Consider the following 26,912-nt stretch of genomic DNA (forward strand, 5'->3'; position numbering starts at 1 on the left):
CCCGCGCTTCCTATGCTAGCTCTTTCTTCGTGACGGCCGGGGGGCCTGTCGCACCCTGTTCACCGAGGGGTTGTCCCGCCCATGATCGCTTTTCTCCGCCGTGGCCTGTTCGCCGTTCTCGCGCTTTCGCTGGTCTTGGGCGCGAACGTCAGGCCGATTGAGGCCCAGTCGCAGGAGAACAGCCGCTACGCCGCCATCGTCATCGACGCCGCCACTGGCGAGGTTCTGTTCGCGCGCAACGCCGACAGCCGCCGCTACCCCGCGTCCCTGACCAAGATGATGACCCTGTATCTGGCGTTCGAGGCCCTTTCTCAGGGCAAGGCGAACGTGAACGACGTCCTGACGATCTCGCCGCGCGCCGCCTCGCAGCCGCCGTCGAAACTGGGCCTCGCCGCCGGCCAGACCATCACCCTGGACAACGCCATGCGCGCCACGGCCGTGCGGTCCGCCAACGACATGGCCCTGGCCATCGGCGAACACATCGGCGGGTCGGAAGCCCGTTTCACCAATATGATGACCCTGAAGGCGGAACAGCTGGGCATGACCCAGACCCGCTATTTCACCGCCAACGGCCTGCCCGACGCGCGCCAGATCACTTCCGCGCGCGACCAGGCCATCCTGGCGCGCGCCCTCATGCGTGATTTCCCGCAGTATTACAGCTACTTCGGTCTGCACGACTGGGCCTACAACGGCCGCAACTATCGCAACACCAACGGCCTGCTGCCTACCGGGCGCGGCTATGACGGCATGAAGACCGGCTACACAAACGCCTCGGGCTACAACCTCGCCGCCTCGGCCGTGCGCGACGGACGCCGACTGATCACCATCGTGTTGGGCGGCCGTTCGACCGCCAGCCGCAACGCCCACGTCGCCGAACTGATGGACACCGGCTTCGAGGTCGAGCGCCGTCGCGCCCAGGGCGAGAGGATACAGATCGCCCAGACCTTCTTCGAACAGCGTGGCTTCGGCGTCGGCAGCGTGTCGGCCGACGCCCCGATCGCCTACGCCTCGGTCAATGACGACGAAGACGGCATCGGCGCCGAATCCACCGCCGTCGCCTATACGGCGGCCCCTCCGCCCGCCGCCCTGCCGACCCGCGTCGCCCCTGCCCCCTCGGAACGCGCGGCCAGCCAGCGCGCCGCCGCAACCGCACAGGCCATCGGCCAGGCCGCAGCCTCTTCTCCAAACGCCCGTACGCCCCATAATGTCACCGCCTCGCTGAACGGCGCACCATCGAGCGCGGCCGTGGCGCCCTCGACCACGCCGCGCCGTGCGACCCCGCCCCCAGCGCGAGAGCCAGCCCGCGCCGCCGCCCGCACTCCCGCCGGACGCTGGGCCGTTCAGGTCGGCGCCTTCCGCGACGAGAAGGTGGCCAGCGACTGGCTGACCGAATTGAACCGCCGTTTCCGCACCCAGTTCGCCAGCGCCGAACGCAACGTCCAGACCGCCGGCGATTGGTATCGTTCGCGCTTCGTCGGCCTGACGGAGACAGGGGCCAAGACTGCGTGCGAGGCCCTGGCCGAACGTCGCGTCACCTGCATGGTCATCGCCCCGAACTGAGCACCTCCATTGCGAGAATAAATGTTCTTGCTTTGTTCCAGATGATGTCGCATCGTCCTTCCCATGGAAACCGCCAAGGGAAGAGGGGCGCGTTCGAATGCGACCGGCCGCTACGAGCCTGAACAGCATCAGTCGTTCGACGACGGCTGGACGCGCGACGACGCCGAGGCCGCGCCGCTGCGCACCACCCTCACCCCGGAGCATGCCCGCACCGTCATCGCCCGGAACGACAGCCCGGACATCGGATTCGACCGCTCCATCAACCCGTACAAAGGTTGCGAACATGGCTGCATCTACTGTTACGCCCGTCCGTCCCATGCCTGGATGGGCCTATCCCCGGGCCTGGATTTCGAGAGCCGGATCTTCTTCAAGCCCCAGGCCGCAAGTCTGCTGGAACAGGCGTTCCTCGCCCCCCGATACCGGTGCAAGCGCATCCACATAGGCGGCAACACCGACCCCTATCAGCCGGTGGAGCGGGATCTGAAATCCACACGCTCGATCCTGGAGGTCATGCAACGATTCAGCCACCCGTTCAGCATCATCACCAAGTCGGTGCTGATCGGGCGCGACGCTGACATCCTGGGGCCGATGGGCAAGGCGGGGCTGGCCTCGGCCTTTGTCTCCATCACGACGCTGGATCGGGGTCTGGCCCGCGCGATGGAGCCCCGCGCCTCGACCCCGGCCAAACGGCTGGAGGCCATCAGCCGCCTGGTAGACGCGGGCTGTCCCGTCGGCGTCGGCTTCGCGCCCGTCATCCCCGGCCTGAACGATCACGAACTAGAATCCATCCTCGAAGCCGCCGCCAAGGCCGGGGCGACGCGGGTCATGTATGTCACCCTGCGTCTTCCGCTGGAGATCAAGGACCTGTTTCGCGAGTGGCTGGCCGACGCCCGACCGGACCGCGCGGCGCGTGTCATGTCTCTGATCCGCCAGACGCGCGGCGGCAAGGACTACGACGCCGACTGGTCGCAGCGCATGAAGGGCACCGGCCCGGTGGCCGAACTGATCGCGGCGCGGTTCAAGGCCGCCGTCAAACGCTACGGCCTCGACACGCCGCACCGCCTGCTGGACGAAACCCAGTTCCGCGTCCCCGCCGACGCCCGACCGCAGATGGATCTTTTCGACCTGCCCCTCGACAAGATTGCCTGAACCTACACCTTCAGGTTAGCGTCGCGCATCCTTGGGGGATTTCATGATCAAGCGTCTGTCGGCGGCCGTCGCCGCCCTGTGCCTGTCCAGCGTCTTGGCCGGCGGCATGACCGTCAGCGTGCCGGAGGGACAGTTCTTCTATCCCGACGCCCGCGTGACGGCCGAGAAGATTGTACTCACGCCCGGTCCCGCCATTCCCGGTGCCGAGGTCCTTTCCCTGCCCTATTCCGGGGGCGCTGTCGCCGCCACGCGGGTGCGGACGGGAAGGTCCGACGCGCCGCTGATCCTTTACTGCGGCGGCAATCTCTTCCGGCGCGACGTCAACGGCGCGCAGGTGGCGACTGAACTCGCGTCGTTCGGCGATGTGTTGATGTTCGACTATCCCGGCTCGGGCGACACGCCCGGAAAGGCGAGCTTCGCGACCTACAGGTCGGCAGGCGAGGTCATGGCGGCGACCGCCCGTGCCCAAGCCGACGCCGAGGGCCGTAAACTGATCGCCTGGGGGCATTCTCTGGGCGGCCCGATCTGCGCTGAAGCCGCGCGCGTCATACGCGCCGACTCCCTTGTGCTTGAGGCGACGACGCCCACCGCCCGCGACGCCGTGAACGAGATGATCGGCCTGTGGCGGCCTCTGGTCCGTGTCCAGTTGGCCGATGCCTTGGCGACCGTGGACGTGCCGGCGACGTTGGACGGCTATCTGGGCACGGTCGTGGTGCTGGAAGCCGGTCGCGACGAGACCCTGCCGCCAGCGCTCAGCCGAAAACTGGCTCAGAATCTTGAGACGCGCGGCGTCGATGTCGAGCGTCTGGTTTTTCCTCGCGCGGACCATGGCGACATCCCGGCGCAGCCGGACTTCGTCGCCCGCGTCGCCGTAGCGCTGAGTTAGTCGTCCGCCGCAGACGGATCGATGGCGCGGGTGACCAGGTCGCGCCAGGTCGGGTCGGTATCGTCGACCAGATCGACATCCTCCATCAGGGCCACCGCCCCCTCGCCGTCCGGCAGGATCAGGCCCAGGATCTCCATCTCCTCGCCGTCAGGGCCGAGATGGCTTTCGGCCTGGACGGCCACCGCCGCCTGCTCGCCGTCCTCCTCCCACCAGATCACGGGTTGGGGCAGGTCCATGACGATCGGTCGGGGATCGTCCGTCTCGGCCAGGGCGAAAACGGCCCGGCGCGCCTGGACGTCGTCCAGTGTGGCGACCGCGCCGACGAACGGCTTCAGCCGCGTCCAGTCCTCGGCGTCGAAACCGCCGCCGTCTTCGTCGTTCTGATCGTCCATGGTCATCGCCTGAACACCCCCACCAGTTCGACATGCGACGACCACAGGAACTGGTCGATCGGCGTGACAGTCTCCAGCCGGAAGCCGGCGTCGATCAGGACGCGGGCGTCGCGCGCGAAGGTCTGAGGGTTGCACGACACCCCGACCACGACGGAGGCCTTCGTATCCGCGATCTGGGCCGTCTGGTCGATGGCCCCGGCGCGCGGCGGGTCGAACACAATGGCGTCGCACCCTTTGAGATCATACGGATTGAGCGGTCGGCGGAACAGGTCGCGCGCCTCGGCGGTGATGGCCTTCAAGCCCTTGGCCGAACCGACGGCGGCCTTCAGCGCGTCGATGCCTGGCTTGGAGGCGTCCGCCGCGATCACGGGCGCCACGGTCGCCAAAGGGAAGGTGAAGGCGCCCGCACCGCAGAACAGGTCGGCGATCTTCTTGGCCCCCTTCACCGCCGCTACCGCGCGCGAGGTCATTGCGTCTTCCGCCTGGGGGACGGCCTGCAGAAAACCGCCGGCCGGCAGGGAGACCGTCGTCGGGCCGAACGCCACCTTTGGCTGGCGCGCCATGACCAGAGTGTCGCCCGCCAGGCTGAGCCGCGCCAGATCGGCCCGATGCGCCGCTTGGATAGCCTTCCACTGAGCGTCGGCCGACAGCCCGCCGCCCGAGCGCCGCTCGACCCCCGTCACATCGACGTCCAGCCCCGACAGGGTCCAGGTGACATGCAGGGTCGGCGCGGATTTGGGATGTTCGAAAAAGGCCGCAGCCAACTCGGCCAGCGCCGGAATGGCCGCCACGATCCGGGGATCGGCGACGGGACAGGCCCGCACCTCGACCAGCCGCCACGAGCGCCGCGCCTTGAACCCCAGCACCACGCGCCCATCCTGGGTTCGCCGGGCATGCAGGGCGACGCGGCGACGGCTTCCAGGCGGCGTCGCCACCGTCGCCTCGATCTCGGTTTCGATACTCTCGCGCGCCAGCGTCAGTCGCACCTGCTCGCGTTTCCAGTCTAGATAGGGCCCATCGGCCCAGTGCTGAAGCGAACACCCGCCGCAGTCGCCATATTGCGGCGACACCGGTGCGATCCGGTCGGGGCTAGGGGTGACGATCTCGACCTGCTCCAGCCGGCCGTCCACGACCACGCCGCGCACCGTTTCGCCGGGCAGGGTCAGGCCGGCGAAGACCGGCCCCGACGGCGTTTGGGCGACGCCGTCGCCTTGGCCGCCGACGCGGTCGATCGTGAAGATGTCCATCGGCGGGCTTCTAGCCGTGCGTACCCCGCCGCTCAACCCACGCGGCGGTTTGCGGACCGTCATCGCGGGCGCGGCGAACATGAACGAATATGAACGAACCGATCAATTGCCGTTCAGCTTCGCGGTCGTAAATCTCCCTGCAACGAGACACGAGGCTTTGCCGTTAACGATTGACGGAAACCGTTCGTCCTCAGAGGTTTGGAAAATGCGTCTCACCAGAACATCGCTCGCCGCCGTCGCCGCCTTGGCGCTCGGCGTCACCGCCGCCCCGCTCACGGCGTCGGCGCAAGTCTATTACGGCAACGGCTACAGCCAGAACTACGGCACCGGCTCCTATGCGCCGTCCTACAACTACGGGCGCGGCTATCAGCAATCCTACGACCCCTGCTCGCGTGAACGCCAGGGTCGTACCGGCGCCGGCGCAGTGATCGGCGGCGGTGCGGGCGCGGTCATCGGCTCGCAACTGGCCGCGCGTGGTCGCCGCACCGAAGGCAGCATCCTGGGCGGTGTGCTCGGCGCCGTGGTCGGGTCGCAGGTCGGCCGATCCAGTTCGGACGCCTGCCGCAGCTACCAGAGCAGCTATGGCCAGAGCAGCTATGGGTCGAATGGCTACTACGCCCAGGGCTACAGCCAGCCCAGCTACTACGACGATCGCTACACCGGCGATCAGGGCTATCGTTACGAAGATCGTCGCGACGACTACGCCTACGACCGTGGCGGCTATTACGACGACCGCTCGCGTCCGGTCGAATCCTATCAGAATTCAGACGGATGCCGTCTGGCCGAAAGCCAGGTCCGTCTGCCCGATGGTCGCACGGACACCCGCTATGTCCGTACCTGCCCCGACCAGTACGGCCGCTATCGCGTCGTCGATTAATTTTCAGCCCCCCTGTCGATCGACGACGTGACGGGAGCCGCCGGAGGACCAGTCCTCCGGCGGTTTCTCTTTATTGTTGGGCTATCGCGCTTCGCGCTACTTGCCGGCTGTTGAGGGGTTGTCGGCCTTCGCGCGACTTGACGTCTAGCCCGGCTTCTTGGCCCACAACAGGAACTCGACATTGCCGTCGCCGCCGGTGATGGGGCTCTCGGTCGTCGCCTGCACGGCCCAGCCCATCGCCTCCAGCCAGTCCCGCACACGTTCGACGGCGGCGGCGTGAGCGGCGGGATCCTTGACCACCCCCTTCTTGCCGCTGCCGGGACCGTTGGCCTCGAACTGCGGCTTGACCAGCGTCACCAGATCCGCCCCCGGCGCAGCCAAATCCAGAGCGGCGGGCAGAACCTTGATCAGGCTGATGAAGCTGGCGTCGCACACGATCAGCGACGGCCGCTCCGGGATCAGATCGGGCGTCAGGTCGCGCGCGTCAGTCCGCTCCAGGCTGACCACACGCGGATCGGCCGCCACCCGCTCATGCATCTGGCCAAAGCCGACATCGACCGCGAACACCTTGGCCGCGCCCCGATCCAGACAGACCTCGGTGAAGCCGCCGGTCGAGGCGCCGACGTCCAGCACCACCCTGCCCTCGACCGCGACAGGCCACACGGTCAGGGCGTGATCCAGCTTCAACGCCCCCCGTCCGACCCAACGGTGGGCGGGCTGAGCCTGAAGTGTGGCATCGTCAGTGAACTGCTCCGAAGGCTTTCGCACGGCTACGCCGTTGGCGGCCACCAGCCCCGCCTCGATCGCCGCGCGCGCCTGCGAACGACTTTCGAACAGGCCACGCGCGACCAAAAGCTGATCGATCCGCGTCCTCACGCCCTTCTCCCCTCGGGGGAGAAGGTGGCTCGCGTAGCGAGACGGATGAGGGGGCTGCCACACTCCGACCGAACATCAACGAGGGGATCAGGCTGAACCAACCCCCTCATCCGGCCCTGCAGGCCACCTTCTCCCCCGAGGGGAGAAGGGCTCACAGTGACGCCAACCGCGTCAGCGCCGCCTGCAGCTTGACCTTGCCCGCCTCGGCCTCGGCCAGTTTGGCCCGCTGTTCATCCACGACTTCCGGCGCAGCCCGCGACACGAAATTGGGATTGCCCAGCTTCTTGTTCACATGGCCGATGTCGCTGTCGAAGACAGCGATTTCCTTCTCCAACCGCGCCCGTTCGGCGGTCAAATCGATGATGCCCGCCAGCGAAAGCGCGACCGTCGATCCGCCCGAAACGAAGGTCACGGCCCCCGTCGGCGCGGCGTCCGCCGATCCGACCTCGGACACTCGGCCCAGGGTCAGGATCAGGTCGCGATGGCGCGCGATCCGTTCGGCTGTCACGGCGTCCGGCGCGACGAAGGCGAGCGGCGGCTTGGCCGCCGGCGGCACGTTCATCTCGGCCCGCAGCCCCCGGATTTCGCCGACCAGATCGACCAGCCAGCCGATCTCGGCCTCGGCCGAGGCGTCGATGAAGTTGTCCGGCAGCACCGGCCATTCCGCGCCGATCAGCAGCCCCTCGCGCGCCGGTCCTTCCTTGCCCAGCTCGGCCCACAGCTCCTCGGTGATGAAGGGCATGACGGGGTGCAGCAGCTTCAGCGTCTGGTCCAGGGTCCAGGCCGTCATGGCCCGCGTCTCGGCCTTGGCCGCTTCATCGGCTCCGTTGAACACCGGCTTGGCCAGCTCCAGATACCAGTCGCAGAAGACGTTCCAGACGAACCGGTACAGCGCCCCCGCCGCATCATCGAACCGGCCGCCCTCGATGGCCTCGGACACGGCGCGCTCGGCCTTGGTCAGTTCGCCGCGGATCCAGCGGTTGATCGTCTGCTCGACAGTGGCGGGATCGAAGCCCTCGACGCGGCGCGCCTCGTTCATCTGGCTGAAGCGAGCGGCGTTCCACAGCTTGGTGCCGAAGTTGCGGTATCCCTCGATCCGCTGTTTCGACAGCTTGATGTCGCGCGTGCCCGACAGGATGGCCATGGTGAAGCGCAGCGGATCGGCGCCCAGTTCGTCGATGATGCCCAGGGGATCGATGACGTTCCCCTTGGACTTGCTCATCTTCTGGCCCTTCTCGTCGCGGACCAGGCCATTGATGATGACCCGCTTGAACGGGACCTCGCCCATGAAATGCTGGCCCATCATCATCATCCGGGCCACCCAGAAGAAGATGATGTCCGCCGCCGTGACCAGGTCGCTGGTCGGATAGAACCGCTCCAGATCCTCGGTCTTCTCGGGCCAGCCCATGGTCGAGAACGGCCACAGAGCCGAGCTGAACCAGGTGTCCAGCACGTCCTCGTCCTGGGTCAGGGCGACCTCGGAATTATAGTCCGCCATCGCCAGTTCGCGAGCGTCTTCTTCCGTCTCGGCGACATAGATTTCGCCGCTCGGCCCGTACCAGGCCGGGATGCGGTGCCCCCACCACAGCTGGCGGCTGATGCACCAGGGCTCGATGTTCCTCAGCCATTCGAAATAGATCTTCTCGTACGACTTTGGTTCGAACACCGTGTCGCCCTGTTCCACCGCCTTCAGCGCGGGCTGGGCCAGGACCTTGGCGTCAACGTACCACTGGTCCGTCAGCCACGGTTCGATGACGACGCCGGAACGGTCGCCGTGCGGCACGACGTGCTTGGTCTTCTCGATTTCGCGCAGCCATCCCTCTTCCTCGGCGCGAGCCACGATAGCCTTGCGCGCAGCGAAGCGGTCGAGCCCGACGTAGTCGGACGGCAGGTCCGGCGTATCGACATCAGTAATGCGGCCGAAGGCGTCGAGGATGTTCAACGACGGCAGGCCGGCGCGCTTCCCGACGCCGAAGTCGTTGAAGTCGTGCGCCGGCGTGATCTTCACCGCGCCCGAACCCTTGGTCGGATCGGCATAGTCGTCGGCGACGATGGGGATGCGACGCCCCACGATGGGCAGGGTCACGAATTTGCCGACCAGCCCCTGGTAACGCTCATCTTCCGGATGCACCGCCACCCCGGTGTCGCCCAGCATCGTCTCGGGCCGTGTCGTGGCGACAACGATGAAGTCGCGCGTCTCCCATTCCGTCGCCTTGCCGTTCTCGTCGAAGGCGACGGGGTGTTCGTAGGTGACGCCGTCAGCCAGCGGATAGGCGAAATGCCAATAGGCGCCGTCCACCTCGCGCTGTTCGACCTCCAGGTCCGAGATGGCGGTCTGGAAATGCGGGTCCCAGTTCACCAGCCGCTTGTCGCGATAGATCAGGCCTTCGTTGTGCAGTTGCACGAAGACCTTGCGCACGGCCGCGTTCAGCCCCTCGTCCAGGGTGAAGCGCTCGCGCGACCAGTCGCACGAGGCCCCCAGGCGACGCAGTTGCTGGACGATGGCGCCGCCGCTCTCGGCCTTCCATTCCCAGACCTTGTCGATGAAGGCGTCGCGGCCCATGTCGCGGCGGCCGACGTTGCCGGCGGCGGCCAGCTGACGCTCGACCACCATCTGGGTGGCGATGCCGGCGTGATCCGTGCCCGGCAGCCACAGCACCGCCTTGCCCTTCATCCGGTGATAGCGGGCCAGGATGTCCTGCAGCGTGTTGTTCAGCGCATGGCCCACGTGCAGGCTGCCGGTCACGTTCGGCGGCGGAATGACGATCGAATAGGCGTCTGCCGCGCCGTCGGTCGCGGCGGCGGCGCGCGGCGCGAAGAGACCGCTTTCTTCCCATTGGGCGTACAGACGGGGCTCGGCGGCCTGGGGTTCGAAGGTCTTCTCAAACATGGGACTTCTTTGATCGTTGTCGTGCGGCGCAAGCGGCGCGGCCGCACGGGGCCTCGAATGACAAAGGGCGGCCCCAGCAGGAGCCGCCCTTCGATTAGTCTGCGGTGAAGCGAAGGGCTAGGCGCTGCGCGCGATGCGTTCGACTTCCTTTTGTACGGCCGCCTGGACGATGCCGGGCAAATTGTTGTCCAGCCAGTCCTTCAGCATGGGGCGCAGCATCTCGGCGACCATGGCCTCGACGGTGTTCCCGCTGACGAAAGGCATGTCGCCCGAGGACGATTGCGTCGGCTCAGGCTTCTTGAAAGAGGCGGCCAGGCCGGCGAAGGCCGAGGCGGCGCTGGCGGCGGCGCTGTCGCCGACCAGGGTGTCATAGGAGGGCGCAGGCTCGGGCGCCGATTCGGCATAGACCGGGGCGGGTTCCGGCTCGGGCTGATAGGGCTCGGGCGTGTGTTCGACAACGTCCAGGTCGCCGATGGTTTCGGTGGGAGCCTCATAACGGTCGGTCAGTTCCAGCACGTCGTCCTCGACGGCGGCGGGTTCCGGCGTCGGCTCGACCGGTGCGGCGAAGATGGTCTCGGCCGCAAGCGGCTCGGGCACAGGCTCAGGCGTGGCTTCAGGCGCAGCTGCTGCAGGCGTCTCGGCCGGAGCGTCATCTTCGGAGATGATCCGGCGAATCGACGCCAGAATCTCTTCCATGGTCGGTTCCTGGGCGGACTGATCGGTCATGGCGCAACCTTGGGCGAGGCCTGGGAAGAAGTTGGCTTACGGACTAAGCCGCACGCCGCGAAAGGGTCAGGCGCCGCACGACGGATCGTTCGGCGCCTATGCCTTGTCGTCGCATCTTCGCCCGTTGGAATCAACGGGCGGTTTCGGTCCGTATTCGGCGACCGTCAGTTCTGCGGCGCGGTGCGGACGACCTCGCCTTTCAACTGCGTGTCGATCGGCGCATCGGCGGCGTCAGCGGCGGCGACGATCGGCGGCGAGGCCACGCGGTCCAGCGTCTCGATCACGCCATCCCACGGCAGACCGCCGCGTCCCTTGACCTGATCGTAGTTGGTCGCGGGATCATAGGCGTCGATGGAGGGGTTCAGCGCAGGGCCTTCCAGCTGACCCATGGCGGCCAGCAGCGAGGCGCGGGCCACATATTCGGCGGCGCGCGCGCTGGCCACCAGGGTCTGCGAGTTCCGCAGGGCCAGTTCCTGGTTCAGCACGTCCAGCGTGGTGCGCAGACCGACCTGGGCCTCCTGACGCACGCCCTCGGCGGCGACCGAGGCGGCGCGAACCGCTTCGCTGCCTGCCGACACCGTGGCGCGGGTGGACAGGACCTGGGCATAGGCCGAGCTGACGTCCTGCAAGACGGTGCGGCGCTCGCCTTCGATGGAAATCTGAGCCGCATTGGCGCGCTCCAGCGCCTGGGCGACGCGCGAACGGTTCAGACCGCCCGTGAACAGCGGCACCGACAGGGTAGCGCCGGCTGTGAAGCTGCGACGGTCGGCCAGTTCACCCAGATCGCCCAGATCGTTGGTCGAACCGCCATACGAAGCGGTGGCGCGAACCGACGGCAGATATTCCGAGCGGGCGGCGGCGACGGCCGCCTCTGCGCCTTGCAGCGTATAGGTGGCGGCCAGCACGCCGGGATTCCGCTGAAGGGCAGTCTCGATGGCGACGTCGAAGTCGCTGGGCACGGCCGGCAGGGCCGGCGCGGCTTCCAGATCGCTAGGCGACTGGCCCACGACGGCGGCATAGGCGGCGCGCGAGGTGGACAGCTGGGCCTGGGCGTTGGCCAGATCTGCTTCCGACTGCGCCTGCGACGCCTCGGCCTGGGCGACGTCGGTGCGGGTGATCTCGCCGACCTCGAAACGGGCGCTGGTCTCTTCTAGCTGGCGCTGCAGGACAGTCAGGTTTTCCTGGCGGATGCGCAGGATTTCCATGTCGCGGGTCACGTTCACATAGGCCTGGATGACCGACAGCATGACCGACTGTTCGATCTCGCGCAGGTTCTCGCGACCGGCCAAGACGCTGGCGCGGGCCTGGTCGATGGCGCGCGAGGTGCGGCCGGCGGTCCAGATGTTCTGGCTAAGGCTGACGCCCACATTCGCGCCGTCGGTTTCCGACGAGGACGACGAGACCTGGGTGTCCGGCACGCCGTCGTCGTTCGTGTCCACGAACTGAGTCACGGTGGGGAAGTCGCTGCGGGTATAGTCCACGCCCGCCGAGGCGCTGAGGGTCGGGCGCAGGCCGGAGCGGGCCTGGACCACCGTCTCATCCAGCGCGCGCTGGGTGGCGCGCTGGGCCAGCAGGTTGGGATTGGTCCGATAGGCCAAGGCGATCGCGTCCTGCAGGGTCTCCGCCCAGGCAGGCGCACCCAATCCGGTCATCACGGCGACCACTGCGGCGGAAGCCAGCACACGCGAGCGTTTCAACATTGTCCGTCCTTGCCTGACGCCCCGAGGAACGCCCGAATGTTTTCTCAAGCGTAACTGCGGCCTGACTGAACCACACGCCAGTTAAGTTTTCTTCACGGTTGCGAACGGCATTTCCGTCGCAACCGCGCGTTTCTTGTTTCTTACAGCGCGAAAGTGGGGGCCGGCGTCAGCTCGGCAAGAACCGACGGCGACGAATCGAACAGTTCGCGGCGCGACAGCCCTTCGCGCGTCTGCACATACAGAGCGGCCTTGCCGATGGCCCCGCGACGCTCGACCACCACGATACGACCGCCGGGACGCAGGGCCGCGCCCCACGATTCGGGCAGGCTTTGCACGCCGCCTTCGGAAATGATCAGGTCCCAGCCTTCACCGGCCGGTTGGGCCAGCGGCGCGACCACCGTCGTCACGCCCTCGGCCGCCAGGGTCTCGCCGACAACGGCGAATACGGCGTCGTCCGATTCCTGAGCGGTGACCGTCACGCCCATGCGCGCCAGCACAGCGGCGGCGTAGGGGGCGGCGATGGCCAGCGCCTTCTCGCCTGCCCGCGCATCGGCGGCCTGCAGCAGTTTGGCGACATCGCGGGCGGGCATCAGGCGACGCTCGCCGGCGATGACGACCGATTCTTCGGAATAGGCGGCGAAGGCGCGGTCTGGCGCGCAGAACTTTTCACGCGGCACGGCCATCATGGCCAGGTGAATGGCGCGATCGGTCACGTCGTTCACCCGCACCTGCGAGTCGACCATAGCCTTGCGCTCTGCGGTGAAATCCATCTGTAGGGCAGCCTTCAACGATAATCCGGGAGGAAAACTCGCGCGCTTATAGGTCCGTGCGTTGCAGCGGACAATCCGATCTGATAGCGAACGCCCCTCGCGATGACCGCCCCCGAGAAATTGGGGACCAAAAGCGGCCTGATGGCGGAGTGGTGACGCAGAGGACTGCAAATCCTTGCACCCGGGTTCGATTCCCGGTCAGGCCTCCATCGCGATGACACGGACGAAGGCCGCCCCCCGGGGCGGCCTTCGCGTTTTCAGCCCCGCGCCAGCGCCGTCGTCGTCAGATGATGCAGGGCCACCGCGCTGGTGGCGGCGACGTTCAGCGAATCGAATCCGCCCGCCATGGCGATGCCGATGGGCCGGCAGCGCTGGATCAGCTCTCGCGGCAGACCCGGCCCCTCCGACCCCAGAACCAGGGCGACGGGCCCCGACCGCCGATAATCCGATAGGCGATCGTTCGCCGACGGCGTCAGGGCCAGCACCTCGACGCCTGCCTGTTGCAGCGCGTCCACGATGACCTCGGCTTCGGCGACAGCGAACGGCGTGCGCAGCACAGCCCCGACCGAGACGCGAATGGCCTTGCGATAGAAGGGATCGCAGCAGGTCGCATCCAGCAACACGGCCTTGGCCCCGAAGGCGGCGGCGTTCCTGAACAGACCGCCCATATTGTCGTGATTGCCGATGCCGCTGGCGACGACGAACACATCCTGAGGCCTCACACCCGCCAGCAGTTCAGCCAGCGACGGAGGCGCAGGTTTTTCGCCCAGGGCCAATATGCCCCGGTGCAGCTCGAATCCGGCGATTCGGTCCAGCACAGGCTGTCGCGCCACATAGACGGGCGTCGCAGGCGGCAGGGCCTGGATCACATCCGTCAGGGCCGCCACCCTCTTCTCGGCCAGCAGCAGCGACAGGGGCCGACAGCGCGACGCCGCCGACGCCAGCCCACGCACCACCACCTCCCCCTCGGCGATGAACAGGCCCTGGCGGCCCGTCAGATCGCGTTCGCGGATGTCTCGATAGGCCGCAACACGCGGGTCTTCGGGATCGTCGATAATTATCGGGTCGATTTGCTCAATTTCCCATTGCAAGATCAGAACAGGCGCTGCTATAGGCCCGCCTCCCGAGCATGTTCCGCGGTAGCTCAGTGGTAGAGCAGCCGACTGTTAATCGGCTGGTCGTAGGTTCGAATCCTACCCGCGGAGCCACTCGGGAGTAAAGGCTGCTGTTCTTACAGGCCTTTGACCTAACCCACTCCCCGACAAAGCAATATTCGCCAGGCATAGCCCTCCGGGCTGCTTGCCGTCGCCCGATCGCACAGCCGCCTTCGAACGTCGGCGCGCCGTGGGGACGCTTTGACGCGCCGCTTTCCAGTTCGTAGGTGAAAGGCGATCAGAACCTTGCCGAACCTTGAGCGTTCGGCCAGGCCCCTCACGAGACTTCGGAGAGACGCGCCGCCGTAATGTCCATCAGCTTCCTCCTCGTCGTCATTCTCGTCCTGCCCTTCCTCGGCGCCATCGTCGCGTCCGGCCTGCCGCGTCATGCACGGACGTCTGCGGCCATACTGTCCTGGGTCGTGGCCTTGGTCAGCCTGGGGTGTCTGGCGGCGCTGTGGCCGATGTTCCAGGACGGGGAGACGCTGCGCTACGAGATTCCCTGGCTGCCGTCGCTGGGCGTCAATCTGGTGCTGCGGCTGGACGGGCTGTCGTGGCTGTTCAGCGCCCTGATCCTGGGGATCGGCGCCTTGGTGGTGCTTTACGCCCGCTATTACATGTCGCCGAAGGATCCGGTGCCGCGCTTCTTCTCCTTCCTGCTGGCCTTCATGGGCGCGATGCAGGGGGTGGTGCTGTCGGGCAACCTGATCCAGCTGGTGGTTTTCTGGGAACTGACCAGCCTCTTCTCCTTCCTGCTGATCGGCTATTGGCATCAGAATTCGGCCGCGCGAGAGGGTTCGCGCATGGCTCTGACGGTCACGGCGACAGGCGGGATCGCCCTTTTGGTCAGCATGATCCTGATCGGGCGGATCGTCGGCAGCTACGATCTGGACGTCGTCCTGGCCTCGCGAGAGGCGATCCAGGAGAGCCCTCTCTATCTGCCGGCCCTGATCCTGCTGCTTCTGGGCGCCATGACCAAGAGCGCCCAGTTCCCGTTCCACTTCTGGCTGCCGCGCGCCATGGCCGCGCCGACGCCGGTCAGCGCCTATCTGCATTCCGCGACCATGGTGAAGGCGGGCATCTTCCTGCTGATCCGGTTCTGGCCGGTCTTTGCAGGGACGGAGAGCTGGTATCTGATCGTCGGCGGCATGGGTCTGGCGACCCTGTTGCTGGGCGCTTGGTGCGCCATCTTCCAGCATGATCTGAAGGGCCTGCTGGCCTATTCGACCATCAGCCACCTGGGCCTGATCGTCCTGCTTCTGGGGCTGGGAAGCCCGCTGGGCTGTATCGCCGCCATCTTCCACACGGTGAACCACGCCACCTTCAAGGCCTCGCTGTTCATGGCCGCCGGCATCATCGACCATGAGGCTGGTACCCGCGACATGCGCAAACTCAGCGGCCTGTTCCGCTTCATGCCCTTCACCGCGACCCTGGCCATGGTGGCGGCGGCGGCCATGGCGGGCGTGCCGTTGCTGAACGGTTTCCTGTCCAAGGAAATGTTCCTGGCCGAGGCGGTGGCCAGCGTGCACACCCACGGACTGAACCTGCTCCTGCCCGCCCTGGCGACCTTGGCCAGCGCCTTCAGCGTCCTCTATTCGCTGCGCTTTATCCATACGACCTTCTTCGGCCCGCCGCCGACCAAGCTGGACCGCGTGCCGCACGAGCCGGTCGCCTGGATGCGGCGTCCGGTTGAGGTGCTGGTGGCCCTGTGTCTGGTCGTCGGCATCTTCCCGGCCGTGACGGTGGGTCCGTTCCTGAAGAGCGCCGCTGTCTCGGTGCTGGGCTTCGACCTGCCCTATTACAGCCTGGCCCTGTGGCACGGGTTCAACCTGCCGCTGGTGCTAAGCCTCATCGCCCTGGCCGGGGGCGTGGGCCTGTATGTCGTTTTCGGCAAACGCATCAACGCCAATCCGCGCGGCGGCCCCTGGGGCTGGAAGCGGCTGAACGGCGGCTGGTTGTTCGAACGGGCGATGACCGGCCTGTTCAAGGGTTCAGAAGCCCTGGTCCGCCTGTTCGGCGCGACGCGACAACAGCCGCAGTTGCGCGCCATCGTCCTGGTCGCACTGCTGGCGGGCGGTCTGGCCGCAGTCGGCGCGGGCCTGGTCATCAGGCCGATCATGCCGACGCCGACCCTGGCGAACTGGGCCTTTGCGGGCCTGTGGCTGGTCGGCGCCAGTTGCGCGGTCGCGGCGGCCTGGCAGGCGAAGTATCACCGGCTGGCGGCCGTGGTGCTGATGGGCGGGGCGGGGCTGGCCAGTTGCCTGTCCTTCGTCTGGCTGTCGGCGCCGGACCTGGCCGTGACCCAGTTGCTGGTCGAGGTGGTGACCACCGTCCTTCTGCTGCTGGGCCTGCGCTGGTTGCCGAAACGGCTGGAGACCATCCGGCTGCCCCAGGCCATGGAGCGGCGTTCGCGTCGTCGCCGCCGCATCGACGTAATCATCGCCGCAGCCGTCGGCACGGCCTTAGCCGCCATCTCCTACGCGGTGATGACGCGGCCGTCGGTCGAGGGGATTTCGCGCTTCTTCGTTGAGCACGCCTACAAGGACGCGGGCGGTCGCAACATCGTCAACGTCATCCTGGTCGACTTCCGCGCCTTCGACACCTTCGGCGAGATCACAGTCCTGGGAATCGTCGGCCTGACGATCTTCGCCCTGCTGCGCCGGTTCCGCCCAGCGGACGACACCCTGCCGGATCCCAGTCAGCAGAAGGCCCAGAACGCCTCCGACCGCGATCACGACACCCGCTCGGAAGGCGACACCCTGAAGGAGACCATGCTGATCCCGCGCGTGGTCATGCGCTGGATCTTCCCCTTCATCATCCTGCTGGCCGTGCACCTGTTCCTGCGCGGGCATGACCTGCCGGGCGGCGGATTTGCAGCCGGCGTAACCCTGTCGATCGCCTTCATCCTGCAATACATGGCCTCGGGTGCCCGCTGGGTCGAGGAGCGGCTGGCCATCCGGCCCATCTTCTGGATCGGCGCCGGCCTGGTGATGGCCGCGCTCAGTGGGATCGGGTCGTGGCTGTTCGGCTATCCCTTCCTGACATCCTGGTTCCAGTATGCGGACCTGCCGATCCTGGGCCGCGTGCCCCTGGCCAGCGCCGTGTTGTTCGACCTAGGCGTGGTGGTCCTGGTCGTCGGTGCGACGGTCCTGACCCTGGTCGCCCTGGCGCACCAGTCGCTGCGCAAGCCCAAGCAAAGAGACGCCGGGGAAGGAGAGCAGTCATGATGGAACTGGTTCTCGCCCTCGCCATCGGTGTGCTGTCGGCCTCGGGCGTGTGGCTGTTGCTGCGGCCTCGCACCTTCCAGGTGATCATGGGGCTGTCGCTGCTGTCCTATGCGGTCAACATCTTCATCTTCGCCATGGGGCGGCTGAAATCGGGCGCCCCGCCGGTTCTGAAGGGCGATGTGTTCGATCCCGCCCGCTACACCGACCCCACGCCCCAGGCCCTGGTGCTGACGGCCATCGTCATCAGTTTCGCCCTGACGGCGCTTTTCCTTGTGGTCATCCTGACCGCGCGCGGCATCACCGGCAGCGACCATGTCGACGGCAAGGAGCCCGACGCATGACCGACTGGCATTCCCACCTGATCATCGGCCCCATCGTCCTGCCGATGATCATCGCCTCGGCCATGCTGATGGCGAACGAGCGACGCCGCATCCTGAAGGCCTCGCTCAGCCTGGCGGCCATGGCGGCCATTCTGGTCATGGCCCTGATCCTGCTGCACGAAAGCGCCAATGGCGCGGTGGGCGGCGGCGACACCGCACGCGTCTATCGCCTGGGATCATGGGCCGCGCCCTACGGCGTCGTCCTCGTCGCCGACCGTCTGTCGACGATGATGGTGGCGCTGACCAGCGTCCTGGGCGGCTGCGCCCTGATCTTCGCTCTGGCGCGCTGGGACCGCGCCGGGCCGCGTTTCCATGCCCTGTTCCTGCTGCTGATCATGGGCGTCAACGGCGCCTTGTTGACCGGCGACCTGTTCAACCTGTTCGTCTTCTTCGAAGTGATGCTGGCCGCCTCCTACGGCCTGGCCCTGCACGGCTCGGGCGAGGCCAGGGTGCGGGCGGGCGTTATCTATATCGCCGTCAACCTGACCGCCTCCCTGCTGTTCCTGATCGGGGTCAGCCTGATCTATGGGGTGACGGGCACCCTGAACATGGCCGATCTGGCGACGCGGGTTCCGGCCATCGCGGCGGATGACCTGGGCCTGTTCCACATCGGGGCGGCGGTGTTGGGCACGGCCTTCCTGGTCAAGTGCGCCATGTGGCCGGTCGGCTTCTGGCTGACCTCGACCTATTCGGCCGCCAGCGCCCCGGCGGCGGCGGTCTTCGCCATCCTGTCCAAGGTCGGGGTCTATGTGATCATCCGCCTCAGCCTGCTGCTGTTCGGCGCCGACGCAGGGGCGTCGGCCGGGTTCGGGCTCACCTGGCTGATGTTCGGCGGTCTGGCGACCATCGCATTCGGCACCTTCGGGCTGATCGCCTCGCGCGATCTGTCCCGCGCCGCAGGATTCGGAGTGATGGTCTCGTCGGGCACCGTGCTGGCGATCCTTGGCGTCGGCGACGCGGCGGCCCTCAGCGGCGCGCTCTTCTATCTGATCGGCTCGACCCTGGCCTGCGCCGCCCTGTTCCTGCTGGCCGAGATCCTGCAGCGCGGACGCGAGGCCGATGTCGGCGAGGCGCGCGCCGTCTTCGACGACGAATATCGCGATCCGTTCGACGATGAGGAACGCAATGAGCCCGGCCTGGTCATTCCTGCGGCCGTGGCGGCCCTGGGCGGGGCCTTCCTGATCTGCACCCTGATGGTGGCCGGGATGCCGCCCCTGGCGGGCTTCGTTGGCAAGCTGTCGATGATCAGCGCGTTGGTCGGCGTCGGCGGAGCGGCGGCCTGGACGCTGGTGGCCGTGCTTTCGGTGTCCAGCCTCGGGGCCCTGATCGGCCTGACCCGCCTGGGCGTCGGCGCCATCTGGACCCGCGACGAGGATGCGCCGGCGTTCGTCGTGGGCGCGGCCGAACTGACAGCGGTCGCCGCCCTGCTCGGCGCCTGCGTCTTCCTGGCCATCTTCGCCGGGTCCGCCCTGATCTACACCGACCATACGGCGGCCTGGCTGGCCGAGCCGCAGGGCTACATCCACGCCGTCCTGGGCGGAGGCGGCCGATGAGACGCATCCTGCCCTACCCCGTCCTGTCGCTGGGCCTGGTCGTCGCCTCGATCCTGCTCAGCGCCTCGGTCGCACCGCCGTCTCTGGTGCTCGCCCTGCTGCTGGCCTTGCTGGCGCCGATCATCATGCTGGCGCTGGGCGTGGATCGCGTGCGGCTGAAGGCGCCCAAGGCCATGGCGCGCCTCGCCCTCGACGTCGCCGGCGACATCGTGCGCTCCAACTGGGCGGTGTCGCAGATCATCCTGGGTCGTCGTCGCCACGAGCGGACGTCCGGCTTCATCCATATCCCGCTGGACCTGCGCGACCGATATGGACTGGCGGTCCTGGCCATCATCCTCACCTCGACGCCCGGCACCCTGTGGGTCGAATACGAGTCCGCGACCGGCCGGCTGCTGCTGCACGTGCTCGACCTGGTCGACGAAGAGACCTGGGTGCGCCTGATCAAGGACCGATACGAACGCCGGCTGATGGAGATTTTCGAATGACGGCGGCGGTGCTGACCTGGGGCCTGGGTCTGGCCCAGCTGATGCTGATCTGCGCCATGGCCCTGGCGGCGTGGCGGATCATCCACGGCCCGCGCGCCCAGGACCGCGTCCTGGGCATGGACACCCTCTATCTGAACGGCATGCTTCTGGTGGTGGTGTTCGGCATTCGCACCAACAGCCAGCTCTATTTCGAGGCCGCCCTGGTGATCGGCATGCTGGGCTTCGCCGCCACCGTGGCCCTGGCCAAGTTCCTGATGCGCGGCGAGGTGATTGAATGACCGAGGCTCAGATTCCCGCATGGGCCGCCTTCGTCGTCGTGGGTCTGGCTGTCGCCGGCTCGGCCCTGTCACTGCTGGGCGCGGTCGGCCTGATGCGATTGAAGACATTCTACGAGCGTGTCCACGCCCCGACCTTGGGGGCTACCCTGGGCATGGCGCTGATTCTGGGCGCATCGGTGGTGTGGTTCACGACAGTCGAGGGGCGCTTCATGCCGCGCGAAATCCTGATCGGCCTGTTCCTGACCGTCACCACGCCGGTCACCCTGATCCTTCTGGCCCGCGCCGCCCTGTTCCGCGACCGCACGGAAAAGGCGAAGGGCACGCCCGACAAGGGCTGATCTTCGATCAAAAAGAAGCCCGGCGGGGGGCGCCGGGCTGAAATAAGGTTCGGTGATGGTGTCCCTGAGGACGATCCTCTTAGTTAACCGAATTGGTTTCCAGGACGTTAACCGCCCCGATCCGGCAGCCACGCCGACTGGCGACCGTTCGGCGCCACGGGCCAGGTGATCCGCCAGCCCTGCCCCGCTCGCTCGATGACGAAACCCGTCGCACCGCCCGCGCCCGGATAGTCGACGCTCTTGCCGTTCACCGTGATCGTCGCTGCGCCTGACTGCCCGGTGACGGCGCGCCACCGCCCGCGCCCGATCGCCGTCGCCGTCACGCCGACGCTGTTGATGGTCACGACGGGCGCCGTGCTTGCCGCCTGACCCGACGCCATCAGCGTAGCGCCGTCCGAGTCCACGGCGTCCAGCCCGCCCGCGCCATCCAGACGAACGGTCGGCTGGCCTGCGGCGATCAGCGCCACAGGCCCCGCCCCGCCCTGGATGACCACCAATGTCTCTGGCGAGACTGCGGCGTCCTCGCCCACCTGCACCTCGGGCGTGAACCGCACATCGCCGTGCAGGGGCGGCAGCCGAAGCTCGAATCGGCCCGCCCCATCCGCGCTGGCGGCCACCGCAGCCGCACCCGGCGCACGCAGCACGACGCGCGCATTCGGACCCGCCGCCCCGCGCACGACCAGCACCCCGCCATCACGGGTCACGCCGTCGATCAGCGGCGGCCGGACCCAGGGCGAAGCTTCGTCCGCCCCTGTCGGCCCCGCCACGCCGCCTTGCGGGTCGGAACAGGCCGCCGCAGCCAGGACCGCGACACACGCGACGATCATCCGACGTTTCATCCTTCGCCTCTACGATATAGGACTGGCGACCCAGCGGCTTGAGCCTGTGTTAGCTTGAGCGCCGTCGGTTTGGCCATGGCCAGATCGGGTATTCGTTTTCTTCGAGGCTCCATGTCCCTGCCCCCCGTTTCGTTCCTGCCGTTCGACGGCTCCTCCGTCTGCCTGTTCTGCGGCGCCTCCGAAACCGCCGATCCTTCCTACACCGAGGCCGCCTACGCCTTCGGCAAGGCGACGGCCGAGGCCGGCTGGCGGCTGGTCTATGGCGGCGGCGGCGTGGGCCTGATGGGCGCATCGGCGCGCGGCGCACATGACGCGGGCGGCCGGGTCGTCGGCATCATGCCGGCCTTCCTCCGCAGCCGCGAACGCCTGTTCGACGAGGTCGAGACCGTCGTCGTCACCTCGATGCACGAGCGCAAACAGCTGATGTACGATCAGTCGGACGCCTTCGTGGTCGCTCCCGGCGGGATCGGCACCCTGGAAGAGGTCGTCGAGCTGCTGTCGTGGAAGCGGCTGGATCTGCACCACAAGCCGGTCGTCTTTTTAAACCTGAACGGCTTCTGGAACGGCTTCTTCGCCCTGATGAAGCACAGCGTCGAGGAAGGCATGACGCCGCCTTCGTTCCTCGACGCCTGGACCGTCGCCGACACCGTCGAAGAGGCGATGGCCCAGGTTCAGGCTGGCGGCGACATGCCGCAGTTGAAACATGATCAGCGGTAAGTGATCATCGCTAATATTCGCGCGACTACGTATTGACAGTTTTTATGGAAAACTGACATTGGGGCTCAGCGGCACGACGCCGTTCTTCATTTTGGAGTGTTTTCCATGCGCGCCCTGCTCATCGCCGCCGCCCTGTTCGTCGCCGCTCCGGCTGTCGCCCAGGCCCCCGCCGCCACAAGCCTGACCCTGGTCGACGCCGCCTCGGCGCCCGCTCGCGCCACCATCATCGACGGCGCGCGCTGGTCTTGCGAAGGCGCGACCTGCACCGCGTCGGGCGGCACGCCGCAACCTGCAACGCGCGCCTGCCGTCGCGTGGTTCAGAAGTTCGGTCCGGTGACCGCCTTCTCCTACAAGGGCGTGGAACTCAGCGCCGACGAACTGGCCGTCTGCAACGCCTGATCCTGGTCGAGGCGGCTTAGGCCGCCTCGCCTTTCAGACGCCGCTGGATGGTTTCGCGACCGATCAGCGGCGCCATGGCCGCCATATCCGGCCCATGCTGTTGCCCCGTCAGCGCCAGACGCAGCGGCATGAACAGGGCCTTGCCCTTGGCGCCCGTCTCGGCCTTGACGGCCGAGGTCCATGCCGACCAGGCGTTTTCGTCGATCACATCCGGCAGCAGGCGCAAGGCCGTCTCGATAAAGGCGGCATCCTCAATCACCGGCTGGACCGGCCCCTGAACGATCTTCGCCATTTCAGCGACATTGGCGAACTTAGTCAGGTTACCGCGCACCACAGACCAGAAGGCCTCGCCCAGGTCGGCGTCCATCGCCTGCAGCCGCGGCTGGGCCGTCGCATAGTCCATGACATGCAGAGCCTGGGCGTTCAGCCGATCAAGATCCGCTGTGTCGTAACGGGCCGGCGACCGGCCCATCTTGGAGAAGGCGAAGCTCTGGCCCAAGGCCTCGACCGAGGCGCCGACTTCCAGCGGATCGGACGTTCCGATCCGGCCCAGGTGGCTGGTGATGGCGATGGGCTCGTAGCCCTGGTCGCGCATGTCGCTGATCGACAGCGAGCCCAGACGTTTCGACAGGGCCGCGCCGTCGGCGCCGACGAGCAGCGGCATGTGCGCGAAGCCGGGGACCGAGGCCCCGAGCGCCTCGAATATCTCGATCTGGGCGCCGGTGTTGGTGACGTGATCTTCGCCCCGGATGATGTGGGTGATGGCCATGTCGATGTCGTCCACCACCGACGGCAGGGTGTAGAGGAACAGGCCGTCCTCGCGGATCAGGACGGGGTCCGACATCGAGGCCGTGTCCACCTCGGCATGACCGCGCGCCAGGTCTTCCCAGGCGACCCGCTTGCCTTCCAGCTTGAACCGCCAATGCGGGCGACGACCCTCGGCCTCATAGGCGGCCTTCTGGTCTTCGGTCAGTTCCAGCGCGGCGCGGTCGTAGATCGGCGGCAGGCCGCGCGACAGCTGCACCTTGCGACGGCGGTCCAGTTCGTCGGCGGTCTCATAGGCGGGGTACAGCCGGCCCGAAGCCTTCAGCTTGGCGGCGGCCTCCTCATAGCGGTCGAACCGCTTGGACTGGTTGTAACGCTCGTCCCAAGGCATCCCCAGCCAGGTCAGATCATCCTCGATCCCCTGTTCGAACTCGGGCGTGGAGCGCGCCAGGTCGGTGTCGTCGATCCGCAGCACGAACGACCCGCCCTGCCCCTTGGCGAACATCCAGTTCACCAGGGCGGTGCGGACATTGCCGACGTGCAGCTTACCCGTGGGAGACGGGGCGAAACGGACCTTGACGGACATGGATAGACGACCTCGAAAGCGAGGCGGCTAGGTCGCCCCGCAACCCGGCGAAGTCAAGGCGCGGGTTGGATTGAACGGCTTGTCATGATAGATTTCCATCTGTCATGAATGCGCCTGTCCAGATCAGAAAGCCCGAAGTCGCCGAACGGCTGCGTGAACTTGCGCGTCTTGAAGGCAAGTCCATCACCGACCTGGTCGAGGAGATGGTCCGAGAGCGGGACGAACGGCTGGTCGCCAGACGCGAGGCTGAAATCGAGGCCAAACTCGCCGCAGTCGAAGAAATCGTCGCTCACTTCAACAGCCTGCCGATCATTGGCCCCCTGCTGACCGACGATGACATTTATGACGAAGACGGTCTGCCCAAATGATCGTGGTCGATGCCTCCGCCGTGGTGGCGGTGCTTCTTCGGGAACCGGAAGATATGGCGTTCCGCCGATTCATGGCGCGTGAAACAGACCTGTTCATGTCGCCTGTCGGTTATTGGGAAGCGGCCACGCGTCTGAGAGCACTGCGCGGTGAGGCCGGCGTCGCGGATCTGGATCTCGTGATCGCAAGTTTGGGAATACGGATTGCCCCCGCCACATCACGCACGGCGTCTCTGGCCGCAGGCGCTGAACGAGACTTCGGAAAGCGCACGTCCGCCAAGCTCAATCTGGGCGACTGCTTCGCCTACGCCTTGGCCAAGGAAAGCGACGCCCCCTTGTTGTTCAAGGGCGACGACTTCAGCCAGACCGATCTGATCCCGGCTCTTTCCGCCTGAACGGGCTGAATATCAGTCGTCGCGGTGGACGCGTTCGCGGCGTTCGTGGCGTTCCTGGGCTTCGACCGACAGGGTCGCCGTCGGACGGGCTTCCAGACGACCCAGGCTGATGGGCTCGCCCGTATCCTCGCAATAACCGTAGGAGCCGTCCTCGATCCGGCGCAGGGCGTCGTCGATCTTGGAGATCAACTTGCGCTGGCGGTCACGGGTGCGCAGTTCCAAGGCCCGGTCGGATTCAGAAGAGGCGCGATCCACCAGATCGGGGTGGTTTTCGGTCTCTGCCTTCAGATTGACCACCGTGCCCTTAGACTCGCGAAGGATGTCGTCCTTCCAGGCCAGAAGCTTCTTCTTGAAATAGGCTTGCTGCCGTTCATTCATGAACGGCTCGCTGTCAGACGGCCGATACGGGCCGGTTTCGTCGGACACAACGGACGCCAAAGCGTTCATCGATCTCACGCTCTCTAACACGCCCCCCTGTGGCGTAGATGGCCGTATAGTCAGCCTGTCGAGTCGCGGCAACGCGGTTCTCGATTCCGTGATCCGATTACGGCGATCCGAGGGCTTACAGTGACAAATGTCACTCACCTGGGAAGCTTAGCTGACTGAGATTAGGAGATTATTCCGCCTCAGCCCCGTTTCCCGCGCATTTCGGCCTTCGCCAGTTCCACAGAGGCCCGCAGGTCAATCTGATCCAGCAGTGCGCTCAAATCCGCATCACCGTCGTCTGTGCGTTCCTCGCGCAGGGTTCGCGCCAGCTGATCCAGCGAGCCTTCGTCCGCATCGCCCGTCAGAAGCGCCAGCTTGAGTTCGTCCAGTCGGTCCAGAAGACCGCCGCCGCGTCGGATCGCCCGGCGGCGCTTCTCAAGCGGCCCCTCGATTCCTTGCAGAGCCATAAGGGCCGAGACGTCCGAAACGCCGCCGGTTGCAGAGCTGGCCGTCGCGGCTGAAGGCGACGCCGCAGCCGGCGCCTGGCCCAGCGAAAAGCCGCTGGCGGATCGCGTCGTGCGTGTGTTTGCGGGCGTGCTGACGCCGTTTGGGCCGACAACCTTCATGCGTAGGTGCTCCGCGTCATGAGCCCATGCATGACGGGCGGCGGTGACTGTTTGGTTAACGCCCCGGCAAATCCTGCCGCTTCAATACCGCTACAAAGCCAGCCGACGTTGAATTCACGTCGTTAATTATCCGGCATGATCCTCGCAGGGAAAGAGGCGTAACCTTGCGTGGACGCCTGACCGATGCAAAATCTGCTTGCCCGCCTCATCGCCTCCGTCGCTGCGACGATCGTCGTCGCCGGCGGTGCGACCTCGGCGCTGGCCCAATCGCAGTCCCGCATCAAGGACATCGTCGCCGTCGAGGGCGTGCGCGGCAACCAGCTGGTCGGCTACGGCATGGTCATGGGATTGAACGGCACGGGCGACAGCTTGCGCAACTGCCCCTTCACCCGTCAGTCGCTGGAAGGCATGACCGAACGGCTGGGCGTCAACATTCGCGGCGCCAACGCCAATACCAAGAACATGGCCGCCGTCATGGTCACGGCCGACCTGCCCGCCTTCGCCACGCCCGGCTCGCGCGTCGATGTGTCGGTCGCCTCCATGTGCGACGCCAAGAGCCTGCTTGGCGGTTCGCTGGTCGTGACCAGCCTTCAGGGCGCCGACGGCCAGGTCTATGCGGTGGCCCAGGGGTCGGTTCAGACCGGAGCCGTCTCGGCCTCCGGTGGATCGGGTTCTTCGGTCACGCGCGGCGTGCCTACCGCCGGCCGGATCGCCTCCGGCGCGGTGGTCGAACGCGAGACCGGCTTCCAGATGGCCAATATGAACGAGGTGCGCCTGAACCTGCGCAACCCCGACTTCACCACCGCCCAGCGTGTCGCCGCCGTGGTCAACGCTGCCTACCCTGGTTCGGCCCTGGCCGAGAACGGGACCGTGGTCGCCCTGCGTGCGCCGGGACAGTTGGGCATGGCCGGCTTCATCAGCCGGATCGAAAACCTGGCGGTCAGCGTGGACACCCCCGCCAAGGTCATCATCGACGAGGTCAACGGCGTCATCGTCATGGGCGACGCCGTCCGCATCTCGCGTGTCGCCATCGCCCAGGGCAACCTCACCATCTCAGTGGACGAACAGCCGTTCGTCAGCCAACCCGCGCCATTCAGCCAGGGCCAGACCGCTGTCGTGCCGTCCACCCAGGTCAGCGTCGAAGAGGACCTGGGCACCCAGATGAGGATGGTCGGGGGCGGGGCGAACCTGTCCACCCTGGTCAATGGTTTGAACGCCTTGGGCGTCAGTCCGCGCGACATGATCAGCATTCTTCAGGCCATCAAGGCCGCCGGCGCCCTCCAGGCCGACATCGAGGTGATGTGAG

27 protein-coding genes and 2 tRNA genes are annotated in these 26,912 nt (G+C 66.8%); 17 read left to right on the forward strand and 12 right to left on the reverse strand.

The genetic code is table 11. The features are described 5' to 3' along the window. Positions 1-81 precede the first annotated feature (81 nt). The 3 genes from ACK4MH_RS04950 (at position 82) to ACK4MH_RS04960 (ending at position 3,595) form a co-directional block, all read left to right on the forward strand. Complete coding sequence (locus ACK4MH_RS04950) at positions 82-1,560, forward strand: serine hydrolase (RefSeq protein ID WP_409715552.1); 1,479 nt, start codon at positions 82-84, stop codon at positions 1,558-1,560. A gap of 63 nt (positions 1,561-1,623) precedes the next feature. Continuing rightward, positions 1,624-2,709 carry a PA0069 family radical SAM protein gene (locus ACK4MH_RS04955; protein ID WP_409715555.1) on the forward strand — a complete coding sequence of 362 codons (1,086 nt, stop codon included), beginning with the start codon at positions 1,624-1,626 and terminating at the stop codon, positions 2,707-2,709. Positions 2,710-2,752: 43 nt separating this feature from the next. After that, positions 2,753-3,595, forward strand: coding sequence for an alpha/beta hydrolase (locus ACK4MH_RS04960; protein ID WP_409715558.1), 843 nt, complete (start codon positions 2,753-2,755; stop codon positions 3,593-3,595). Here ACK4MH_RS04960 and ACK4MH_RS04965 read toward each other — a convergent pair. Together ACK4MH_RS04965 and ACK4MH_RS04970 are read right to left on the reverse strand one after the other, a co-directional pair. After that, on the reverse strand, positions 3,592-3,987 hold the full coding sequence (locus tag ACK4MH_RS04965) for a hypothetical protein (protein WP_409715561.1): 396 nt from the start codon (positions 3,985-3,987) through the stop codon (positions 3,592-3,594). The genes ACK4MH_RS04960 and ACK4MH_RS04965 overlap by 4 nt on opposite strands. A gap of 2 nt (positions 3,988-3,989) precedes the next feature. Further along, on the reverse strand, positions 3,990-5,234 hold the full coding sequence (locus ACK4MH_RS04970) for a class I SAM-dependent RNA methyltransferase (protein ID WP_409715563.1): 1,245 nt from the start codon (positions 5,232-5,234) through the stop codon (positions 3,990-3,992). A gap of 205 nt (positions 5,235-5,439) precedes the next feature. Between ACK4MH_RS04970 and ACK4MH_RS04975 the strand changes: the two genes are divergently transcribed. After that, positions 5,440-6,111 carry a glycine zipper 2TM domain-containing protein gene (locus ACK4MH_RS04975; protein ID WP_409715566.1) on the forward strand — a complete coding sequence of 224 codons (672 nt, stop codon included), beginning with the start codon at positions 5,440-5,442 and terminating at the stop codon, positions 6,109-6,111. 144 nt (positions 6,112-6,255) lie between these two features. Here ACK4MH_RS04975 and ACK4MH_RS04980 read toward each other — a convergent pair whose 3' ends face one another. The 5 genes from ACK4MH_RS04980 to ACK4MH_RS05000 all read right to left on the reverse strand — a co-directional run bounded on the left by ACK4MH_RS04980 (position 6,256) and on the right by ACK4MH_RS05000 (position 13,073). Further along, entirely contained in the window at positions 6,256-6,987 is a 732-nt protein-coding gene (locus ACK4MH_RS04980; RefSeq protein WP_409715569.1) for a TlyA family RNA methyltransferase, read from the reverse strand. A 151-nt stretch (positions 6,988-7,138) separates the two neighbouring features. Next, a complete protein-coding gene (locus tag ACK4MH_RS04985; RefSeq protein ID WP_409715572.1) occupies positions 7,139-9,877 on the reverse strand; it encodes a valine--tRNA ligase in 2,739 nt (912 codons plus the stop codon). A 117-nt stretch (positions 9,878-9,994) separates the two neighbouring features. After that, entirely contained in the window at positions 9,995-10,603 is a 609-nt protein-coding gene (locus ACK4MH_RS04990; RefSeq protein ID WP_409715575.1) for a DUF2497 domain-containing protein, read from the reverse strand. A gap of 164 nt (positions 10,604-10,767) precedes the next feature. Continuing rightward, positions 10,768-12,303 carry a TolC family outer membrane protein gene (locus tag ACK4MH_RS04995; protein WP_409715578.1) on the reverse strand — a complete coding sequence of 512 codons (1,536 nt, stop codon included), beginning with the start codon at positions 12,301-12,303 and terminating at the stop codon, positions 10,768-10,770. Positions 12,304-12,443: 140 nt separating this feature from the next. After that, the gene (locus ACK4MH_RS05000) at positions 12,444-13,073 is read right to left on the reverse strand and encodes a protein-L-isoaspartate O-methyltransferase family protein (protein ID WP_409715581.1); all 630 of its coding nucleotides are present in this window, start codon (positions 13,071-13,073) and stop codon (positions 12,444-12,446) included. 135 nt (positions 13,074-13,208) lie between these two features. Here ACK4MH_RS05000 and ACK4MH_RS05005 point away from each other — a divergent pair. Next, positions 13,209-13,282: transfer RNA gene (locus ACK4MH_RS05005), tRNA-Cys, on the forward strand. Between the two features lie 48 nt (positions 13,283-13,330). Here ACK4MH_RS05005 and ACK4MH_RS05010 read toward each other — a convergent pair. Further along, positions 13,331-14,164 (reverse strand): TrmH family RNA methyltransferase, encoded by an 834-nt coding sequence (locus ACK4MH_RS05010; RefSeq protein ID WP_409715584.1) that lies wholly within the window; start codon positions 14,162-14,164, stop codon positions 13,331-13,333. 42 nt (positions 14,165-14,206) lie between these two features. Here ACK4MH_RS05010 and ACK4MH_RS05015 point away from each other — a divergent pair. From ACK4MH_RS05015 to mnhG, 7 genes are all read left to right on the forward strand, one after another. Then, positions 14,207-14,281: transfer RNA gene (locus tag ACK4MH_RS05015), tRNA-Asn, on the forward strand. A 254-nt stretch (positions 14,282-14,535) separates the two neighbouring features. Further along, positions 14,536-17,454, forward strand: coding sequence for a monovalent cation/H+ antiporter subunit A (locus tag ACK4MH_RS05020; protein WP_409715587.1), 2,919 nt, complete (start codon positions 14,536-14,538; stop codon positions 17,452-17,454). Further along, entirely contained in the window at positions 17,454-17,795 is a 342-nt protein-coding gene (locus ACK4MH_RS05025) for a Na+/H+ antiporter subunit C (RefSeq protein ID WP_135195638.1), read from the forward strand. The genes ACK4MH_RS05020 and ACK4MH_RS05025 overlap by 1 nt, the downstream gene beginning before the upstream one ends. After that, on the forward strand, positions 17,792-19,387 hold the full coding sequence (locus tag ACK4MH_RS05030) for a monovalent cation/H+ antiporter subunit D (RefSeq protein ID WP_409715590.1): 1,596 nt from the start codon (positions 17,792-17,794) through the stop codon (positions 19,385-19,387). The genes ACK4MH_RS05025 and ACK4MH_RS05030 overlap by 4 nt, the downstream gene beginning before the upstream one ends. After that, positions 19,384-19,872 (forward strand): Na+/H+ antiporter subunit E, encoded by a 489-nt coding sequence (locus ACK4MH_RS05035; RefSeq protein ID WP_409715593.1) that lies wholly within the window; start codon positions 19,384-19,386, stop codon positions 19,870-19,872. Before ACK4MH_RS05030 ends, ACK4MH_RS05035 begins: the two co-directional genes overlap by 4 nt. Then, on the forward strand, positions 19,869-20,150 hold the full coding sequence (locus tag ACK4MH_RS05040) for a K+/H+ antiporter subunit F (protein WP_066551952.1): 282 nt from the start codon (positions 19,869-19,871) through the stop codon (positions 20,148-20,150). The genes ACK4MH_RS05035 and ACK4MH_RS05040 overlap by 4 nt, the downstream gene beginning before the upstream one ends. Continuing rightward, a complete protein-coding gene (mnhG, locus tag ACK4MH_RS05045; RefSeq protein WP_409715598.1) occupies positions 20,147-20,488 on the forward strand; it encodes a monovalent cation/H(+) antiporter subunit G in 342 nt (113 codons plus the stop codon). Before ACK4MH_RS05040 ends, mnhG begins: the two co-directional genes overlap by 4 nt. 107 nt (positions 20,489-20,595) lie before the next feature. Here mnhG and ACK4MH_RS05050 read toward each other — a convergent pair whose 3' ends face one another. Further along, positions 20,596-21,327, reverse strand: a complete 732-nt coding sequence (locus ACK4MH_RS05050) for a hypothetical protein (RefSeq protein WP_409715601.1) — start codon at positions 21,325-21,327, stop codon at positions 20,596-20,598. Between the two features lie 111 nt (positions 21,328-21,438). Here ACK4MH_RS05050 and ACK4MH_RS05055 point away from each other — a divergent pair, with 111 nt between their 5' ends. Continuing rightward, positions 21,439-22,044: a TIGR00730 family Rossman fold protein gene (locus tag ACK4MH_RS05055; RefSeq protein ID WP_409715604.1), complete on the forward strand. Its 606-nt coding sequence runs from the start codon at positions 21,439-21,441 to the stop codon at positions 22,042-22,044. 105 nt (positions 22,045-22,149) lie between these two features. Continuing rightward, positions 22,150-22,443 carry a CC_3452 family protein gene (locus tag ACK4MH_RS05060; protein ID WP_409715607.1) on the forward strand — a complete coding sequence of 98 codons (294 nt, stop codon included), beginning with the start codon at positions 22,150-22,152 and terminating at the stop codon, positions 22,441-22,443. A 16-nt stretch (positions 22,444-22,459) separates the two neighbouring features. Here ACK4MH_RS05060 and gltX read toward each other — a convergent pair whose 3' ends face one another. Then, positions 22,460-23,794, reverse strand: coding sequence for a glutamate--tRNA ligase (gene gltX / locus ACK4MH_RS05065; RefSeq protein WP_409715610.1), 1,335 nt, complete (start codon positions 23,792-23,794; stop codon positions 22,460-22,462). A 104-nt stretch (positions 23,795-23,898) separates the two neighbouring features. On the opposite strand from gltX, the gene ACK4MH_RS05070 reads away from it, so the two are divergent. Together ACK4MH_RS05070 and ACK4MH_RS05075 are read left to right on the forward strand one after the other, a co-directional pair. Further along, positions 23,899-24,162: a type II toxin-antitoxin system VapB family antitoxin gene (locus ACK4MH_RS05070; RefSeq protein ID WP_409715613.1), complete on the forward strand. Its 264-nt coding sequence runs from the start codon at positions 23,899-23,901 to the stop codon at positions 24,160-24,162. Beyond that, the gene (locus tag ACK4MH_RS05075) at positions 24,159-24,554 is read left to right on the forward strand and encodes a type II toxin-antitoxin system VapC family toxin (RefSeq protein WP_409715616.1); all 396 of its coding nucleotides are present in this window, start codon (positions 24,159-24,161) and stop codon (positions 24,552-24,554) included. The genes ACK4MH_RS05070 and ACK4MH_RS05075 overlap by 4 nt, the downstream gene beginning before the upstream one ends. A gap of 12 nt (positions 24,555-24,566) precedes the next feature. Here ACK4MH_RS05075 and dksA read toward each other — a convergent pair whose 3' ends face one another. Both dksA and ACK4MH_RS05085 read right to left on the reverse strand, forming a co-directional pair. Beyond that, positions 24,567-25,001 (reverse strand): RNA polymerase-binding protein DksA, encoded by a 435-nt coding sequence (gene dksA, locus ACK4MH_RS05080; RefSeq protein ID WP_346495876.1) that lies wholly within the window; start codon positions 24,999-25,001, stop codon positions 24,567-24,569. Positions 25,002-25,180: 179 nt separating this feature from the next. After that, positions 25,181-25,606, reverse strand: coding sequence for a flagellar assembly protein FliX (locus ACK4MH_RS05085; RefSeq protein WP_409715620.1), 426 nt, complete (start codon positions 25,604-25,606; stop codon positions 25,181-25,183). 183 nt (positions 25,607-25,789) lie between these two features. Here ACK4MH_RS05085 and ACK4MH_RS05090 point away from each other — a divergent pair, with 183 nt between their 5' ends. After that, on the forward strand, positions 25,790-26,911 hold the full coding sequence (locus ACK4MH_RS05090; RefSeq protein ID WP_409715623.1) for a flagellar basal body P-ring protein FlgI: 1,122 nt from the start codon (positions 25,790-25,792) through the stop codon (positions 26,909-26,911). Position 26,912 lies beyond the last annotated feature (1 nt).

The organism is Brevundimonas sp., from assembly GCF_046295075.1.
Taxonomy (GTDB): Bacteria; Pseudomonadota; Alphaproteobacteria; order Caulobacterales; family Caulobacteraceae; genus Brevundimonas.

Coding starts and splice junctions, on each gene's coding strand:
- ACK4MH_RS04975 (WP_409715566.1), top strand. CDS start 5,440: ATGCGTCTCACCAGAACATCGCTCGCCGCCGTCGCCGCCTTGGCGCTC.
- ACK4MH_RS04955 (WP_409715555.1), top strand. CDS start 1,624: ATGGAAACCGCCAAGGGAAGAGGGGCGCGTTCGAATGCGACCGGCCGC.
- ACK4MH_RS05020 (WP_409715587.1), top strand. CDS start 14,536: ATGTCCATCAGCTTCCTCCTCGTCGTCATTCTCGTCCTGCCCTTCCTC.
- ACK4MH_RS04995 (WP_409715578.1), bottom strand. CDS start 12,303: ATGTTGAAACGCTCGCGTGTGCTGGCTTCCGCCGCAGTGGTCGCCGTG.
- ACK4MH_RS05050 (WP_409715601.1), bottom strand. CDS start 21,327: ATGAAACGTCGGATGATCGTCGCGTGTGTCGCGGTCCTGGCTGCGGCG.
- ACK4MH_RS04985 (WP_409715572.1), bottom strand. CDS start 9,877: ATGTTTGAGAAGACCTTCGAACCCCAGGCCGCCGAGCCCCGTCTGTAC.
- ACK4MH_RS05030 (WP_409715590.1), top strand. CDS start 17,792: ATGACCGACTGGCATTCCCACCTGATCATCGGCCCCATCGTCCTGCCG.
- ACK4MH_RS05055 (WP_409715604.1), top strand. CDS start 21,439: ATGTCCCTGCCCCCCGTTTCGTTCCTGCCGTTCGACGGCTCCTCCGTC.
- ACK4MH_RS05000 (WP_409715581.1), bottom strand. CDS start 13,073: ATGGATTTCACCGCAGAGCGCAAGGCTATGGTCGACTCGCAGGTGCGG.
- gltX (WP_409715610.1), bottom strand. CDS start 23,794: ATGTCCGTCAAGGTCCGTTTCGCCCCGTCTCCCACGGGTAAGCTGCAC.
- ACK4MH_RS05040 (WP_066551952.1), top strand. CDS start 19,869: ATGACGGCGGCGGTGCTGACCTGGGGCCTGGGTCTGGCCCAGCTGATG.
- ACK4MH_RS05090 (WP_409715623.1), top strand. CDS start 25,790: ATGCAAAATCTGCTTGCCCGCCTCATCGCCTCCGTCGCTGCGACGATC.
- ACK4MH_RS05085 (WP_409715620.1), bottom strand. CDS start 25,606: ATGAAGGTTGTCGGCCCAAACGGCGTCAGCACGCCCGCAAACACACGC.
- ACK4MH_RS05070 (WP_409715613.1), top strand. CDS start 23,899: ATGAATGCGCCTGTCCAGATCAGAAAGCCCGAAGTCGCCGAACGGCTG.
- ACK4MH_RS05025 (WP_135195638.1), top strand. CDS start 17,454: ATGGAACTGGTTCTCGCCCTCGCCATCGGTGTGCTGTCGGCCTCGGGC.
- ACK4MH_RS04970 (WP_409715563.1), bottom strand. CDS start 5,234: ATGGACATCTTCACGATCGACCGCGTCGGCGGCCAAGGCGACGGCGTC.
- ACK4MH_RS04960 (WP_409715558.1), top strand. CDS start 2,753: ATGATCAAGCGTCTGTCGGCGGCCGTCGCCGCCCTGTGCCTGTCCAGC.
- ACK4MH_RS04950 (WP_409715552.1), top strand. CDS start 82: ATGATCGCTTTTCTCCGCCGTGGCCTGTTCGCCGTTCTCGCGCTTTCG.
- dksA (WP_346495876.1), bottom strand. CDS start 25,001: ATGAACGCTTTGGCGTCCGTTGTGTCCGACGAAACCGGCCCGTATCGG.
- ACK4MH_RS04990 (WP_409715575.1), bottom strand. CDS start 10,603: ATGACCGATCAGTCCGCCCAGGAACCGACCATGGAAGAGATTCTGGCG.
- ACK4MH_RS04965 (WP_409715561.1), bottom strand. CDS start 3,987: ATGGACGATCAGAACGACGAAGACGGCGGCGGTTTCGACGCCGAGGAC.
- mnhG (WP_409715598.1), top strand. CDS start 20,147: ATGACCGAGGCTCAGATTCCCGCATGGGCCGCCTTCGTCGTCGTGGGT.
- ACK4MH_RS05035 (WP_409715593.1), top strand. CDS start 19,384: ATGAGACGCATCCTGCCCTACCCCGTCCTGTCGCTGGGCCTGGTCGTC.
- ACK4MH_RS05060 (WP_409715607.1), top strand. CDS start 22,150: ATGCGCGCCCTGCTCATCGCCGCCGCCCTGTTCGTCGCCGCTCCGGCT.
- ACK4MH_RS05075 (WP_409715616.1), top strand. CDS start 24,159: ATGATCGTGGTCGATGCCTCCGCCGTGGTGGCGGTGCTTCTTCGGGAA.